Annotated in this window: 19 protein-coding genes and 1 pseudogene; 6 read left to right on the top strand and 14 right to left on the bottom strand. The window is 46.4% G+C overall.

Annotation, left to right across the window (positions count from 1 at the left end; genetic code table 11):
• Nucleotides 1-566: 566 nt before the first annotated feature.
• The 5 genes from ABGT88_RS09740 to ABGT88_RS09720 all read left to right on the top strand — a co-directional run bounded on the left by ABGT88_RS09740 (nucleotide 567) and on the right by ABGT88_RS09720 (nucleotide 3,163).
• Nucleotides 567-947 carry a single-stranded DNA-binding protein gene (locus ABGT88_RS09740; protein ID WP_087397948.1) on the top strand — a complete coding sequence of 127 codons (381 nt, stop codon included), beginning with the start codon at nucleotides 567-569 and terminating at the stop codon, nucleotides 945-947.
• A gap of 361 nt (nucleotides 948-1,308) precedes the next feature.
• Nucleotides 1,309-1,623 carry a hypothetical protein gene (locus ABGT88_RS09735; protein ID WP_346701811.1) on the top strand — a complete coding sequence of 105 codons (315 nt, stop codon included), beginning with the start codon at nucleotides 1,309-1,311 and terminating at the stop codon, nucleotides 1,621-1,623.
• An 11-nt stretch (nucleotides 1,624-1,634) separates the two neighbouring features.
• Nucleotides 1,635-2,156 (top strand): hypothetical protein, encoded by a 522-nt coding sequence (locus ABGT88_RS09730; protein ID WP_013616431.1) that lies wholly within the window; start codon nucleotides 1,635-1,637, stop codon nucleotides 2,154-2,156.
• A gap of 414 nt (nucleotides 2,157-2,570) precedes the next feature.
• Nucleotides 2,571-2,885, top strand: coding sequence for a hypothetical protein (locus ABGT88_RS09725; protein WP_259012285.1), 315 nt, complete (start codon nucleotides 2,571-2,573; stop codon nucleotides 2,883-2,885).
• 23 nt (nucleotides 2,886-2,908) lie between these two features.
• Nucleotides 2,909-3,163 (top strand): LPD11 domain-containing protein, encoded by a 255-nt coding sequence (locus ABGT88_RS09720; RefSeq protein ID WP_346701808.1) that lies wholly within the window; start codon nucleotides 2,909-2,911, stop codon nucleotides 3,161-3,163.
• 72 nt (nucleotides 3,164-3,235) lie between these two features.
• Here the strand turns inward: ABGT88_RS09720 and ABGT88_RS09715 are convergent, their stop codons facing one another.
• The 14 genes and pseudogenes from ABGT88_RS09715 to ABGT88_RS09650 all read right to left on the bottom strand — a co-directional run bounded on the left by ABGT88_RS09715 (nucleotide 3,236) and on the right by ABGT88_RS09650 (nucleotide 14,007).
• Nucleotides 3,236-3,658 carry a DUF2867 domain-containing protein gene (locus ABGT88_RS09715; protein ID WP_178265340.1) on the bottom strand — a complete coding sequence of 141 codons (423 nt, stop codon included), beginning with the start codon at nucleotides 3,656-3,658 and terminating at the stop codon, nucleotides 3,236-3,238.
• A gap of 52 nt (nucleotides 3,659-3,710) precedes the next feature.
• On the bottom strand, nucleotides 3,711-4,127 hold the full coding sequence (locus ABGT88_RS09710) for a hypothetical protein (RefSeq protein ID WP_346701805.1): 417 nt from the start codon (nucleotides 4,125-4,127) through the stop codon (nucleotides 3,711-3,713).
• Nucleotides 4,124-5,635: a DNA methylase gene (locus ABGT88_RS09705; RefSeq protein ID WP_346702868.1), complete on the bottom strand. Its 1,512-nt coding sequence runs from the start codon at nucleotides 5,633-5,635 to the stop codon at nucleotides 4,124-4,126. The genes ABGT88_RS09710 and ABGT88_RS09705 overlap by 4 nt, the downstream gene beginning before the upstream one ends.
• A 204-nt stretch (nucleotides 5,636-5,839) precedes the next feature.
• The gene (locus tag ABGT88_RS09700) at nucleotides 5,840-6,202 is read right to left on the bottom strand and encodes a hypothetical protein (RefSeq protein WP_013616438.1); all 363 of its coding nucleotides are present in this window, start codon (nucleotides 6,200-6,202) and stop codon (nucleotides 5,840-5,842) included.
• A 5-nt stretch (nucleotides 6,203-6,207) separates the two neighbouring features.
• On the bottom strand, nucleotides 6,208-6,864 hold the full coding sequence (locus ABGT88_RS09695) for a ParA family protein (RefSeq protein ID WP_013616439.1): 657 nt from the start codon (nucleotides 6,862-6,864) through the stop codon (nucleotides 6,208-6,210).
• A 309-nt stretch (nucleotides 6,865-7,173) separates the two neighbouring features.
• On the bottom strand, nucleotides 7,174-7,812 hold the full coding sequence (locus ABGT88_RS09690) for a CatB-related O-acetyltransferase (RefSeq protein WP_346702866.1): 639 nt from the start codon (nucleotides 7,810-7,812) through the stop codon (nucleotides 7,174-7,176).
• 12 nt (nucleotides 7,813-7,824) lie between these two features.
• The gene (locus tag ABGT88_RS09685) at nucleotides 7,825-9,114 is read right to left on the bottom strand and encodes an MATE family efflux transporter (RefSeq protein ID WP_346701801.1); all 1,290 of its coding nucleotides are present in this window, start codon (nucleotides 9,112-9,114) and stop codon (nucleotides 7,825-7,827) included.
• A gap of 337 nt (nucleotides 9,115-9,451) precedes the next feature.
• Nucleotides 9,452-9,958 (bottom strand): HXXEE domain-containing protein, encoded by a 507-nt coding sequence (locus ABGT88_RS09680; RefSeq protein ID WP_346701799.1) that lies wholly within the window; start codon nucleotides 9,956-9,958, stop codon nucleotides 9,452-9,454.
• A gap of 6 nt (nucleotides 9,959-9,964) precedes the next feature.
• A complete protein-coding gene (locus ABGT88_RS09675) occupies nucleotides 9,965-10,426 on the bottom strand; it encodes a hypothetical protein (RefSeq protein WP_346701797.1) in 462 nt (153 codons plus the stop codon).
• 28 nt (nucleotides 10,427-10,454) lie between these two features.
• Entirely contained in the window at nucleotides 10,455-11,063 is a 609-nt protein-coding gene (locus ABGT88_RS09670; protein ID WP_346701795.1) for a hypothetical protein, read from the bottom strand.
• 9 nt (nucleotides 11,064-11,072) lie between these two features.
• Nucleotides 11,073-11,696 carry a pyridoxamine 5'-phosphate oxidase family protein gene (locus ABGT88_RS09665; protein WP_346701793.1) on the bottom strand — a complete coding sequence of 208 codons (624 nt, stop codon included), beginning with the start codon at nucleotides 11,694-11,696 and terminating at the stop codon, nucleotides 11,073-11,075.
• A 3-nt stretch (nucleotides 11,697-11,699) separates the two neighbouring features.
• A complete protein-coding gene (locus tag ABGT88_RS09660; RefSeq protein WP_346702864.1) occupies nucleotides 11,700-12,497 on the bottom strand; it encodes a GNAT family N-acetyltransferase in 798 nt (265 codons plus the stop codon).
• A 321-nt stretch (nucleotides 12,498-12,818) separates the two neighbouring features.
• Nucleotides 12,819-13,358 (bottom strand): annotated as a pseudogene (locus tag ABGT88_RS09655) (GNAT family N-acetyltransferase); the annotation flags it as partial.
• Nucleotides 13,359-13,374: 16 nt separating this feature from the next.
• The gene (locus ABGT88_RS09650) at nucleotides 13,375-14,007 is read right to left on the bottom strand and encodes a recombinase family protein (protein WP_151896398.1); all 633 of its coding nucleotides are present in this window, start codon (nucleotides 14,005-14,007) and stop codon (nucleotides 13,375-13,377) included.
• A 276-nt stretch (nucleotides 14,008-14,283) separates the two neighbouring features.
• Between ABGT88_RS09650 and ABGT88_RS09645 the strand changes: the two genes are divergently transcribed.
• On the top strand, nucleotides 14,284-15,294 hold the full coding sequence (locus ABGT88_RS09645) for a hypothetical protein (protein WP_346701790.1): 1,011 nt from the start codon (nucleotides 14,284-14,286) through the stop codon (nucleotides 15,292-15,294).
• Nucleotides 15,295-15,298 lie beyond the last annotated feature (4 nt).

Here is a 15,298-nt window from a genome sequence, read left to right as displayed (position 1 = left end):
TATATCACATTCCATTCGCAAAAAAGCACCCCTCATGCTTTTGCCCGCAGGGGGCATTCCTGCCCGCTTTCCTGCCTGCCTCCTGCTTCCCATTGCAGCCGGAACAGACGCCTGACGGATGCTTTGCGCAAAGCCGGCTGTCGAACTTCCGGTCATGACCCTCCACGCAGGACTTTTTGGCCCGCCATTGGCTCCTTTTTGCCGCTTCAATGTCAAGCGGGTGTGGCTGGCCAGCCGACTTCATGCCGGCACTACGGGGAGAATATGCCTGCTTGCGCCTTGCGGACACGTCCTTCCGAAGCCCGTCGCTTCGTGTTCTACTTTTTCACTACTGCTTTTGGCCGAAGTCACAATCATTTTCCGCCGCAAAGATAGTATGCGGTCGGGAGCGGCTTGACAAGCCTTGACCAATGCACAGCTGTACAAATCTTCCTTTATCGGGCCTGCGGTTTTGGGAGACCAAAAATAAAGAGTATTTGCTGGCAGTCCTTGGTGCATCCCTTTGCGGCACCTACTTTTTGGGGCATCGTAAAATTGATTTGTTTAACTTCTAAAAGCATTGAATTATGAAAAAGATTGAGAACACATTCACAGTGACAGGTTTCGTAGGTAAGGACGCTGAAATCCGCAGTTTCACCAGCGCAAGTGTAGCACGTTTCTCCCTGGCCGTAGGCCGTCAGGAGAAGTCCGGTGATCAGACCAGCCGGATATCCGCTTTCCTGAATTTTGAAGCGTGGCGCAAAAACGAGAACAAAGGGTCTTTCGACTACCTGGCCAAAGGTACCTTGCTTACCGTGGAGGGCTATTTCAAGCCCGAAAGATGGACAGACAAAGACGGCATCGAGCATAATAGCATCACGATGGTAGCCGTCAAGTTCTACCCGGCAGCGGAAAAGGAGGAAGCTCCTGCGGAACCGGCAGCGAAACCGAAACGGGGCAAAAAATAACCTCCTGCTTCCCGGTCAAAAGCGGCCTTCGGGTCGCTTTTCTTATGCTCATTGTTATCCTCTTCGAGCCTGTTCCTTTTATACTGCATCCATGCCGGTCCCGCCGTCCATTGATTTTCCTGTGCAAAGTTAAGCCGGGCGGGAACCGTCAAGGCGCGGCTACATTTGTGGTTAACAACCATCAACTCGCAAGCTCGTCAATACTTCTTGAACACAAATGCAATCGTCATGGACTGTCCGCTTCCTCCTTGCCTTGTTCCCTCCTTTCCGGCTTGTATCCTGCACATAAAATCAAATCCCGTCGGACGAGGCGAAACCTCCGAAGAGAGGGAAGAAAAACAAACAATTAAAATCATATCAAATGGAGACAATTTACAGCTTCAAAGGATGGGTAAAAGCAATCATCGACAATGAAAACGCAGAAGTTCTGTGTCAGTTGGAAGAAAATGGGGTCGGCAATATAGGGAAAAAGACTCTGGTTGAAATGGCGAAAGCGCAATTTGAACACTGGAAAGAGTTTTGCCAACTACTTGACACAGAGAGCAGAATAGCGGTGCATGTTTATGTATACGGCAATGACATTCTACCCAACGGCTTACTTTGCCGGAAAGAGCACGAATGTGTCTATAGGGACTTCGTTAAAATTGAGCCGCACAGGAAGAATATTAACTTATAAAATTAAAAGACATGAAACAGATTATTTGGTCGAGCGAGGACAGGTTGGATGATAATGCAAGAGAAAGATACCAGGAATTTCAGCGTGAGGTGCAAGATGACAACACTTACATTGTCAGTGAAGAAGAATGGGCGGACGAGGTGTACGGCTATTTGGATGACGAACGGCATAACTTGAACAAGCACATTGACGGCGTTATCATGGTGTTTGCCGATTTAGGGCTGTGGTATGGCCGGAGGCAAGGCTACCAAATACTGGGCAGCAATATCGCCGACATATTGCACTCCCAATGTGATGAAGCCGAGTGGTACGGTGATGGTTACAACATTCGGGGGCGCATGATTCACCATGACGGAACAAACTATGTTTTGTACCGTATAGCCAAAGACAGGGACGAAGCGGAACGCATTGCCGCCAAAATCTACAGTGGGGAAATCGACGAGGAAGGCTTTCGCCGGAGAACCCGCTCCCTCTATCCGTATGTCGCCGATGTTTACGGCTGGAAGACCAGAAACCGTAAAAAGTCCGCGTGAGAATGACAAACATGGCAATGAATGCCGCAGCCGTCTATGGGATGTGTTGCGGCATATTCCTTTCATTCTGCATGAAAGACCCTTTTGCGGGCCGGGCAACCTGTTCTGACTCATCCGGACTAACCTTTATATATCTTTCCCTTTTCTATTATTCTCTGTACACCTACCTCTATAATCCGGACCGTAAGCCGTCTATTGTTTCTGCAAATTTCGATTGCCGCCTGTCAGTCCGCTCAAGGACCTCCTTGTTTGCTGGCGAAAAATCTTCCTCACCGTCTCCGCTGGCGAGCGTATTTTTCGCAGCATCCTTGTTCTTGGACTGGCCGCCAATCCTCGGGCAGAAAAATAAACAGCCTTCCGGTACAGGATTGTATCAGAGGGAAAATAAAAAATCAAACTTAAAATTGAAGTATTATGACATTCAGAGAATTTATGAGCGAGAACGGTTACACGGTACAGACAACCTTTTGGGAAGATTTCACAATAGCCGACCTGTTTGGGCTTTCGGCTATCCGGGACACATACAACCGTGCTTTCAAGGAGTGGAATGAGGACTACAAGTTTCTGACCGAATTGGTATTGGTTCTCAATCACAAGATTTGGCAGCATCACAAGAGCCACCCCGAAGTCGCAGCACTTTACAATGACCTATGGAAGCAGGCAGACCTATACGCGGTTGAAAATCTGAAAGATGACGAGTTGAATTATTTTTTTGAGGTAACGGATTAAACAGATATTAAAATAGAAAAGATATGACAAAAGAAGAAGTTTTACAGCATGACAAGAAGTTCCGCTATATGCTTTTGTCCCGAATGCAGTCGGATTGCGAGTATTATCTGAATTATGGCAACAGGAACCCAAAACGCCTGTGGGCTGGCGATGAACAGCGACAAATCGAGTACATGATACTGTTGCATGACAGTTTCAAGGAGGATGAGAAACCGCAGTGGCTTTCGCTTGATGAAATTCTCGATTACCAAAAGAGAATGCTTAAGCCTGTCGCCTGATGCGAAAAGTAGCTGCAGCCGTCCTGATGGTGGCGGCTGCGGCATTTGCTGAGGTCTATCCCAACTCCTTTTTTATCGGCCACCGACATTCGCTTCTGACATTTTTATTCTATTCAATGCCATGCGGCATAATAATTTATGAAAAGGTTTTATGAAAAAGAAGTATATCCGTCCCAAAGCATTGTGAAATTTAACGGATGTGCAGATACTGATTGCCTGCTCCGATTTTACCAGCTCGCCACACTCAATCTTGATTTCAAGAAATAGATGCCTGTCGTCTTTTTCAATTTGTATGTGATTGGTGGAGTTCTCCGTTATAAGGTCGTTAAAGCCGTTACTGGTTTTCAGCCCGAACCTTTTTACAATTTTATTACGGATATTGAAAAGCAACCTTACAAGAGGAGGATAGTCGGAGAAAATCATGTCGTACACCTCCTGTGCCGTAATCTGCTTTTTCGTACATACGCTTATCGAATATTTGTCTATGTAATCCATTTTACTGTTTTTTATTGCAACATTGCACGTTTATAATTTGACAATACATTTTCTATTCGGTCAAAAAACATTCCCCATCAATGTCTTTAATACGGATGACAGGAATACCCGTGCCATCCTCAAACTGTAGAACCCCTTTGTCCGGCTCTACACTCTTGACAATCCCGGTCGCCGTATGATAACTTCCACCCTCTTTCTTATCATCAGGCACAAAATAAGTAACACTAATAGTCGGCTTTTCATCCAATGATTGCAGATAAGCCAGCTTCCTGTTCAGCACTTCAGCATCACTTTCGGACAGTTCCTGTTCCGCCTCCGTCAGCCTTGCAGCTTCCGTGATGGCCGAATCATGTCCGGTCAATGCGGCAAAGGGAGCAAACTGGGCAGCACGGTTATACATGGACATCTGCGGATGCCTTTCGGAAACATGGTGTGGCAGGTCGATAATGTCATCATATGGATGCTTCATGCCTTGTGTCCTCCTATCTGTTCATTACGTTCCTTGGCAGTGGCGCCCTCTTCATAATTCAGTCCTTTCAGAATGGCGTTCTTACCGAACTGTTTCTTGATGTTCAGAATGGCCGTCTGTATTTGGCGCTCCTTGGCAAGCCTTTCCTTTTCTTCCCTCTGTTCCCTTTCCAGCGCTTCATAGTCTGTGAACAGGTCATACTGCACCGGAGCTGGGTTCTTGGCTGCCGTTTCTTCATCGACGACATGGTTCGTGGTCAGGTTGATGCGTCTCACCAGCAGGTTGGGATTGACAATCCGGTCGAAAAGTTCCATGACGGCTTCTGATATGAGCCGGGCGGATGATGTCGGGCTTTCAAGGTTGGCCGTGCCATGTGCGTGCTTCGGGACTTTCCGGCCATAGTAGTCGGTCGTTACTTCACCCTTATATGTTGTCCGTGCATCTTCATTGGACAGACTGGCTGTATCATAGCCGATGGTCAGCACGAGCTGGTCTGTAACCATCCTTTTGTCAAGCAGGTCGAGAGCGGCACTTTCCGCCATTTCCCGGACTACCACACGGGCTTTCCGTACCGTGTATGGCTCCTGGAGCACCTGCCCGCTGCTGAACGAGTTCGTTGCCGGCTTATAGGCTTTTATAAATTCCATCGTGCAAGGCTCCCATCCCCAGGCATGGTCTATCAGCAGCTCTGCATTGACGCCAAACAGCTGATACAGCACCTCCTCGTTCCTGACGGACTGCCTTGCGATGTCTCCCATCGTGTAGATGCCGTATTGCTCCAGTTTGCTGGCTATGCCTTTTCCCACACGCCAGAAATCCGTCAGCGGTCGGTGCGTCCACAGCTTCCTGCGGTATGTCATCTCGTCCAGTTCCGCTATGCGCACACCGTCCTTGTCCGCCGGGATGTGCTTGGCCTCGATGTCCATTGCTACTTTGCAGAGGTACAGATTGGTGCCAATCCCTGCGGTTGCCGTGATGCCAGTCTGCCGCAGTACATCGCCGATCATTCTTCTTGCCAATTCGTGTGCCGTGACTCCGTAGGTGGACAGATAATCCGTTACGTCCATGAACACTTCGTCTATTGAATATACATGGATGTCCTCCGGGGCAATATAGTTGAGATATATCTTGTAGATGCGCGTGCTGTGCTCGATGTAATAAGCCATGCGGGGCGTAGCGGCGATATAGTCCACCTCCCAGTCCGGATGAGCTTTCAGATCAATGTCCGACACAGATTTTCCTGTCAGCCTGTATCCCCTTGAGTTTCTTCTGCGCCCGGCATTGACTTCCCTTAATTTCTGCTCAACCTCGAACAGCCGGGCCCGGCCGGGAATGCCGTATGCTTTTAGCGAAGGACTGACGGCAAGGCAGATGGTCTTTTCCGTCCGGCTCCTGTCGGCCACGACGAGATTGGTCGTGAGCGGGTCAAGCCCACGTTCCACACACTCGACCGAGGCGTAGAACGACTTCAGGTCAATAGCTATGTATGTCCTGCCTGTGTCCTGCATGTTCATCTTTCCAACGGGTTATCGGTCTCTCCGGTAATCAGACTTCCTGAATCCGCCCCACAGCCCTTTAAGGATTTTGCCTACTACCCAGAACACGGCTATAATCACCAGAATTTCCATACTCTTCTCTTTTTATATAACCATATAATTATGCACTTATATAATTATGATTTTATATAATTATATATTATAACAATATCAATTCTATAACTCATTGAGGCTCTCCTCATTCTCCTCAATGTAAGTCATTATTATTGCGGCTGCAAGCGACCTCAAAGGAATATTACGGTGTGCATTAAGGCGGATTAGTTCAAGCCGTTTCTTTACCTCTTTGGGAAGCCAGATGGCAAATCCCTGCTCGCTTATGCCGGTATATTTTGCGAGGTTTTCCTCAAAGGCTTTCTTGCCTCTCTTGCGGCGTTTTGTCTCCCTTTCTGCGGCAGGGTCGCCGTTCGCATCCACGACGGGTTCTTTATCCTTGCCTGGTGTCGTTATGCCCCGCACGATGTCGTCCAGTCCCATGTTCGCAAGCGGGTTGTCTATTTCTGGTCTGCTGTTCTTTGCCATAGCCTTTATTTTTTAAGATCAAGTTCCTCGATGATTTTATTGAAAGCCGGTTCAAGCAGTTCCGTCTGGTTTTTCTCCAACGGGTACAGCGTGGAATATCTCTTTATGGCCACGCTCTGCCTCACCATCGGTGTAACGGTGCCGACCAGCCCGAGATACCCGATGGTCTGTTCCCGTTGCCGTATCTCTTCCGCCTTCCTCTCGGCCGCGTTGATTCGGTTGGGGATGAAAATCAGGCCGGCTGATGACACCGACTTCAGAGCCTTGACGAATATGCCTGTGGCGTCCACAGTGTCCGCGTCGAATGATATGGGTATTATTGCCGTATCCGCTGATTGGTAGATGTATGCCAGGTTGCGGTCGTTCAGGTTTCCCGGACAGTCTATCAGTACGATGCCCGGCACTTCTTTCAGTTTGCCCATTACCTGCACGAGCCGCTTATGGTCGGACGTGTCAAGCATCTCCACGTTCCACGGGATCTGTGCGTCCGGTGCGGCGTCCTTTTCACGTTGGCGGTGACGGAACAGCGATGCCTGAAGGTCCGCATCTATCACAAATGAGGGGAAGCCATGCTCTATAAGATGATTTGCGAACAAGGCACAGAGGGTCGTCTTGCCAACGCCTCCTTTGATGTTGCTGAATATGACAATCTTGTTTTTCATGTCCATGCGAATTTATGCTATATAATTCACCTACAAAGATACAAAATTATCGGCTCACAGCAAAGGAAAGACAGTTAATAATTATATATTTATGATTTTATATATTTATATAATTATATAGTTGCATCTATTTCGTATCTATTTGTATATCAAATATGAAGAATGTCATATAGTGAAATTGTACAAGAATGAATATAAGGTGATTGAATTCATTTTATATATGATTATATAACTATATAATTATATAATCACACGATAGAAGTCATTTCCGTCTGAAGGCTTTTCAACAAGGTTGTAGTAATTCAGCTCCTACTTACCACCTTGCATTTGAAGCAATCCGTTCACATCACCATTCCCGATATAAGCCAAGCATCTCCGTATCTTTTCGGCAGACAAGTCCCACCATTTCAGTGTTTCGAGTTTCCGTATCACTTCTTCATCGAAACGCTTCCTTATCGGTCGGGCAGGGACACCACCGACTATCGTATAGGGCGGCACGTCTTTCGTAACAACGGCACGGGCGGCTATGATTGCCCCATTGCCGATGTGAACACCAGCCATAATCACCGCTTCGTAGCCTATCCACACATCGTTGCCTATCACGATGTCACCTTTGTTGTCCCAAGCCGTTGCCACGTCCGATTTCTCCAAATCCCAGTCTTCATAAAAGAGCGGGAAGGTGTAAGTGGATAGGGATTTTAAGGTATGGTTGGCACAGTTGAACAGGAATTTCGCGCCGCAGGCAATGGAACAGAACTTGCCGATTATCAGCCGCTCGTGGTTGATAGGGTAATGGTAAAGCACATTATTTTGCTCGAAAAGCAACGGGTCGGACACAAAATCATTATAGATGGTATAGTCTCCCACCTCGATAGACGGGTCTTTCACGACGGCATTCAGGTACACGGTCTGCGTGTCGCCTGCGCGTGGATATATCTTTTTCATTATGACGTTCTGTTTTTAATAGTGTTTATATTTCAGATAAATGACAGAAAGCAAGCCGAGTAATATCACATACAGATATTCTGCTGTCCAATAAACGGACAATGACGTGCTGAAACTGCTTATGCTCCACAAATAAATTTGATAAGCCACGATAGTTATCAGTTGGAAGATAAACGTCATGCGTGTCGCCCCCGTACCTGTTACGCTGTTCATATAGACATAGCCGGGCAAGGCAAAGATGTAGTTCAGCAACATGACTACAAACGGCAAATGGGCAATCTGCATCAGAGCTGTGCTTCCCGTATAAATACCGATAATCGGACGATAGAAAATCACGGCAAGGATGACCAGCGGAAAGCCGATGGCATATCCCAAACGGACAACACAGTTACATAGCGGGATGACCTGTCTCTTTTGTCCGGCTCCCAACAAATTGCTTACCAGCGAACCGGTAGTAGCCGCCAGCGAATTGACGATGACAAAGAACACCGTCGAGACACTGCGTATGACATTGGTGGCTGCCAGTTCCATTTCTCCCAAATGCTCGACAGCTACGAAGAAAGCAAGCCACGAGGCCACTCCGATAAACGAATGGAACATGCTCCATACGGACACACGACAAACATGATGTAACAAACCTTTATCAAAGTTCCAATACAAACCATAAAGTCGTCTGTCCATTTTCCGTAAGACATGAATTGTCAGCACAGCCAATGAACACGCTTCGGCAAAAGACGATGCGACGGCTGCACCCGCTATCCCCATGTCCCAATGGAATATGAGCAGCCAGTTGCCCGGAATGTTCACCAATACGGCTGTCAGGGCCGCCACGTTCAAGGCTTTTGTACGGGTAATGCCGACCAAGAAAGAGCGCAAGGCAAGGAACGGAAAAGAGAACAACAGTCCCCAAATTCGCCCATCCAAATAATCAATCACGGCATGATAGACTTCCGCAGAAGTAATCAGCCGACTTAGAATAATCGGAGAAAACAGTTTGGAGAGCAGACACAAAAAGACAGCAAGTCCCGACAGGAAAAACAATCCTTGAAAGAACGTCTTCCCTGTTTCGGAATAGTGTTGTTCGCCGTTGCGCCGTGCGATAACGACCTGCAAGCCCAGACTGAAACCGAAGCCGAGCATATAGACAGCCAGATACCAGATCCCGGCAAGGGCGGATGCGCCCAATTCTATTTCTCCCACATGCCCCAGGAAAATGGCATCGGTGATATTGATAAGTTGTTCGATAAGGATGCTCATCATTACAGGAAAGTTGATGAGCCAAATATGCTTATATGTATAGTTCATTGTTCAACTTGATAGGATGCGACAAATCCTGCTGCATAAGGCGGCATGACACATCGCATGGTTATAAATTTGGAATAATGGCAAAACAAGAAAGGACAAACCTGTTATAAGCCTGTCCGTTGCTGAATAGCTATGACTAAAATGCTATCCGTTAAGCGCAGCTATATGCACACTTGCCATTTCATATTGGTTGAACAATTCTATTTTTTCTGTTACCTTTGCAAAGGTAACATTTGTTCTTGATTATACCTCCAAGTTTCCAGTTTCTTTTTGTAGGATTTCCAACATTTCCCTCAAATTGACTTCGCTTTTTGGGGGATATGCACATTCCGGGTATTCACATCTTGTTTTTAATCCACTTATAAATTCTGGGTGTTACGATTTGCATCAGGCAAAGATTGGCAATACAAATAACCAGGCTTAAAACACCTAACAAAGCGTTTTCTACATTGGAATATTGCTCTTGACCAGCACTTATTGCCATGACGCAATAAGGCAAACATAACACGGTGCTGACAATGGCAGGAATATATTTGCGAATGATAAAGAATTGTATAATGTGGGCAACGAAATGCAAACTGAAAGCCAGTAAACAAATATACCAGAACAACATGTTTCCTGTAATGATTGTAGCCATAGTACAAGCACTTACAATAACAAACTCCTCACATACGGCAATGCCGAATGCAGGACTTTGTAGAAAAGAAAATTTTGACCGCAATGCGGGAAACCTTCGGGATAAATCTTTTTCATTCTTTTCAATCCATGCAGGCAGCATAACCATTTCCTCAAACTCATGGAGCATGAATAGGATAGGAAGCAAATATATCAATATTAAAGTCATTCCATTCTATATTTTCGTTTCAAATTCAGCAAAATCAGTGTTGCTTGCTTCAATCCGCATCTTGCAATGTTGGCTTCCGCGTAAAATAGATTCACAAATGGTTACTTGGAATGTCCTGTCTTTCCACAACGACTGTAAGACATAAAGGATGCTTTGCCTTGAGCATTCACAGAGCAGAGGTGTAGAGACATAGCCCCGCTTGTGCAGTTCACATGTACATTCCAGAAAATACAGGTTATAAACAGCGTCTTTCTCTACCGTTTCACATCTTACGCCGGGCTGTTCATCGGCTATGGCGAAAAACCGGTCAAGGTCTCCGGCCGCCTGTTCATACAGGTCTTTATAAACCTGAAGTGTACCGCACTGCACGCAGTTTCTACCGCACTCGCGGAAGAAAGTCTCTCTTTGCTCTTCCGACAGTTTGGCGATTCCATCCTCAAAGCCTTTGAACCAGTTCGATAATTCCATAAAATTGATATTTTAGGTAATCAAACTATTATCTTTCTTTTGATATATAAACAGGGTAATCGTCTTTAGACAAACTTTTCACCAACGTGTCTGGATTTACATCCCAAAGCGTAGGAAGATACTCAAACACGGCTTTCCCCTTATCAAGATGAAAACGGACTTTGGCATCGAACGCAGCAGGCTTATAATTGCCATCTCCTATGGGGCTGTCTCTATACAACAACTGGTTTTCTTGCCATTTCAGCTCTTTGCCGTCAAAGTTCACATCGAATATTCCGCATACCACGGCTTCCATCGTCTGATTTTTAACTGTCGTTGAGATACAGCGCATATAGCCGGTAAACTGACCGGTGCTTTTCCGCATGGCCAGTTCATAACAGAACACGCTCGTCCCGGTGTAATCCTTGGCAACAGTTGTCCTGTTGTCTTTATTATCCACATAATATATCAGTTCATGAGTAATGGTTGTCATATTGAACTTAAAACCATTTTCAGTCTGCACCAAATCAGAGAAAATCATTCTGTCGCTATATACGCCTTCCAATTTCCCGTTTTCCAGTTTATAGACAACATCCTCGGTAAACAAGTTCCTGCCAATGATGTTTTCCTTCAAAAATAGAATTATTCCGTCTTTCATATCTGTCATTTATAATACGATGTGCTTGAATTTTCGGTCTATCCAGAAAGTGGCTTCTTCTGCATGAAAGCAAAGAATACAGTAGTCCGGATCGTCCGGACCTTCCGGAAAATAATGCTTCATAAAGTCTTTCCAGAGAGCATGGCGGGTTTCCATGTCTGAAATGATTTCAGCCGTTCCAGTTAAGGTAACGCTGTCAGCCTCATGGACATAACAGATTCCGGCCTTTGGCTCCTTTCTCAAATGTTTCACTTTTTCCGAAGACAACGAGGTCGTCATCCACAGTGTTGCTATTCCGTCATGTCGCAGCACATCTATGGCCACAGGGCGGGGGAACCCGTTCCCGTCGATTGTCGAAAGTATGACATATCCGCACCGGTCGAGTATCCATGCCGCCTGTTGTACAGCAGGCATCCAGCGCTTCAGGTTAGTGAGGTCTGCATGTCCTTTTCGTCCGGAGACGGCAATGGCTTTCTGCTGTTCATCAAGCGAAGCTGCTGTGAAAAATCCTTTTTGAAAGCAATTCCTGCAATATTCTGAACACGGATGCCCATCTCCATGAGTACCGAACATATATTCTCCAGACATAGGTAATCCGCAACTTTGGCAGACTTGTATTGTTTTTATGCTCATATTTCAATAGTTTAACTCTTTCTTCATTACATAATTGGTCAAATAAAGCCGGTTTGCCTTCGCTTTCTGTTCTTTCACCATCTTGTAGCCATGCTTCTCAAAGAAAGGTCGTGCGGTGATGCTGACTTCAGCACTTATTTTGTGCACCCCGTATCCGAGAGCCATTTTTTCTACCTCAGAAAGCAGCATACTCGCCACGCCTTTATGTTGCCAGTCCTTGTGGACGAACATGGAGTGCAGATAGCCTTCGGTGTTCATGGAAGAAAAGCCGATGATATGCCCCTCCTGGTCAAGGGCTGCGACATAATTGTGTACGGAGAGAACTTCTTTCCAATGCTCTATGCTGTCTCCGCAGGAAGCCCAATCTTCTACTTCCTCTTGGGTGTAGTCTTTGGAGTTGACGATAAGTACGGTATTTCTGAACAATGCCTGCAGTTCCGGAATGTCTTTTCCTTCAATCTTCCGTAGCTTATATCTGGGTTCTAACCTCCTGATTATCCTACACGGATTTCCTGCTGCAACGCATCCTGCAGGTATTGACTTTGTTACAACGCTTCCCGCACCTACCACACTGCCGAACCCAATAGTTATACCTCCCAATATTATACTTCCACCACCAATCCATACATTATCCTCCACGGTTATCGGCAATGCACTTGTCCTGAAAAATAGTTCACCTGACGACTCATCCCAGTTCTCCACGAAACGCTCCCGGTAGTCTATCGGATGAGAAGCCGTATAAAACTGCACATTTGGCGCAATCAGCACATTATTGCCTATGTGTATGTAGTTTTCGTCCATCATCGTGCAATTATCATTGACTATTGTTTTCTCTCCGATAGATATGTGTTTGCCACACTGACATGTGAAGTTCCTGCCGACACTGGAGTATTTTCCGAAATTCTTGAATATCTTTGAAATTATTTCTTCTCTGTTCTCTCCCGAGGTTTTTATGTCGTTCAGTACGGAAAGATATTCTGTTGTCTGTGCAATCATTTCTAATACCTCTGGCCCCAATCGGTTGCAGCATTCCCCAGAAAGAAAACGGCTATATGAGCCGGATTCATCCGCCGACCTTTTTGCCATTACATATTCCTCCTTGGACTCTTTTACTGCTTCAATTTTTCCCCATTCCGCCTTCGTTATCCGCATGAAATGCACGGTGCGGATATCGCCCAGAGGGGAAGGATTGCCTTCTTCTGTATGGTGGAAACGGAAACCACATTTGTCCATCACTCGGCGCGACTTCGTGTTGCCGTCATAATAGCCGCACCAGACGGCAGTCATTCCCAAATCCTCGAAACATCTCTGCAGTAGGCGGCGCACGGCCTCTGGTATAAGACCCTGTCCCCAGAACGGCCTGCCTATCCAGTAGCCTATTTCAGCCTCGCCTGCCTGCATTTGAGCACTGTGCAGACCTTCTCCGTCCATGATTCCTGCGCTCCCGACAGGCTCGCCTGTCTCTTTCAGGACCACAGCATAGGTCTCCGGAGCGGAAAACACAGTCCGGATCACATTCAGGCTGTCTTCCACAGAAGTATGAGGAGGCCAGCCCGCAATAGGGCCGATTTCGGGATCCCGGGCGTATTTATATAAGGATTCTGCATCCGACTCTTGCCAGGGACGCAATATAAGTCGCTCTGTAACTATCTCTTTATCCATTGTTAAGACTTTAATTTCACTCTGTTTCTTCTGTTCCCTTTTTCCGTCTCGGTCCTTTGGTCCGTCCTCTGTTCAAATCGACATTGTATTTGTTCAGAATACGGAATATCGAACTCCTGCTGCTGAATCCGCTTACATTGGCTATGTCATCCATAGAATAACCGGCATTGTACATATCCACGATGGTTCTTTCCCGTTCAGTCCGGGATAAAGTCTTCACCGTCTTGGCCGGAGATTTGATGTTCTTTTGGAACAGCATGATATGGCTGGAAGACTTCCGCAATGCGGCTATTTCTTCCGGAAGGGCTCCAATCATTTCAAGAACCTCCGCTGCCGTAGTTTCCTTGAACAGTTCATTACGGCTGTCAATTCGGTCATGGATGGAAATCAGACGCACGACCTTGATCCTGCACATCTCTATGCAGACGGCAAGTTCCCGCACCCCACGAACCGCGTTACTGAACTTCGATACCACAAGCTCGTCGCCCCGGTCAAGGGCATTCATGAGCTGTTTCCATTGCGGACGCATCAACTCATGGTCAGTCTCTTCCTCAATCACCTGTACACAGCCGAATTTCAACATCCATTCCTTATCGGCCTCGTATGAGTCATAGTGATTAGCCTTGAATATGTATCCAACTTTTGCCATTGTCTTATGCTGTAAATAATAACCGATGCAAAGATAATGTTTTTTGTTTGTCTGAAATCATACTCCGACATATTTATTCTAAAAATCGTATTCTGACCTTACTTTTTCTTTCACTTGTTTTCATTGGAAATCATACTGTTGAATATGAATAAAAATAATTATCAAAATGCGGTTTTACATCGCGTTTTATGGCAAATATTGTATAGTTTTGTGTCGTTTTTAGTCTGAAATTGCAAGATGATAGATACAAAATCATATTCAAAATCAAGGTCTCTTTTGACCGGGTTGGTTGCCGCATCGGCAGCCATGTTCCTGTCCGTATCTTGTAGTAACGGAAATGGCAGTGCCGAATCGTCAATGAAAGAAGATCCTGCCGGAATATACGGAAAGTTCCTGAGTGAAATCAGAAACATGGACAGCCTCCCGACGGAAGAGCTGGCAATCCATATCAACCGGTGGCAGTCCCTCAAGGATTCCGTCTTTTTCTATGCGGCACAGGACACTTCCGGCAATTCCCATTCCGACCTGTACGGTAAATGCAACGAGGTTCACGATTCTCTCCGCACGGAGTTCACCCGTCTGGCAGGGTCAGCACCGCGTTCCTATCAGGACGTGTTTGTGCTCAAGGAAAGGACTTCTCCCTATTGCGACGACAAAGAACTGGCAGACGCGGCAGACAGTATAAGGCCTTTTTTTGTTTCTCTTGACAGTATTCCGCCCCTTGCCATTGATGGCAACGGCATTCGTTCAGCATACCGTCGGTTACTTGCCCGAACGTTGCAGGGTGGAATACATAATCTTACCGACTTGAAAACTTTCATCAGAGACGAGGATGTAATGTTCCGCATATTTCTTACACACCTTGATGGTCTGACTGGAGAGGATGTGTCGGATTTGACAAAAGACACGGAACGATGCTGCTCGCTGGTTTTTCTTGCTGCGGAGAAAAAGGAGATATCCTACCGGGATGCAATGATATACATGGCCATGCGTACCAACCGCCGGATTATACAGAATGCGGTTGCCTGCCTCAATGACATCCGCGAGGACAAAGTGAAATCCAAGGCGCAGGCATTCGGATATGCGTGCATGATACTGCAGCCCTACATCTCGATGGACGGCATTTGTATGGCCTTGCTTTCCGGATACGAAAAAGAGAAGTTGCGCCACATTGCGGAACAGACGCCTGCGGCTTTTACCCTGCTGGGAGATGTCCTGCAGTCGGACAATAACGGACTGGCGGAACTGCCCGGCACGCTGATGGGGATATACATCCGGACATTATGAACGA

The sequence above is a fragment of the Barnesiella sp. An22 genome (assembly GCF_963931395.1).
In the GTDB taxonomy this organism is placed as follows: domain Bacteria; phylum Bacteroidota; class Bacteroidia; order Bacteroidales; family Barnesiellaceae; genus Barnesiella; species Barnesiella merdigallinarum.
Note: the sequence above shows the minus strand (reverse complement) of the source record. Positions and strands in the feature narration are given on the sequence as shown.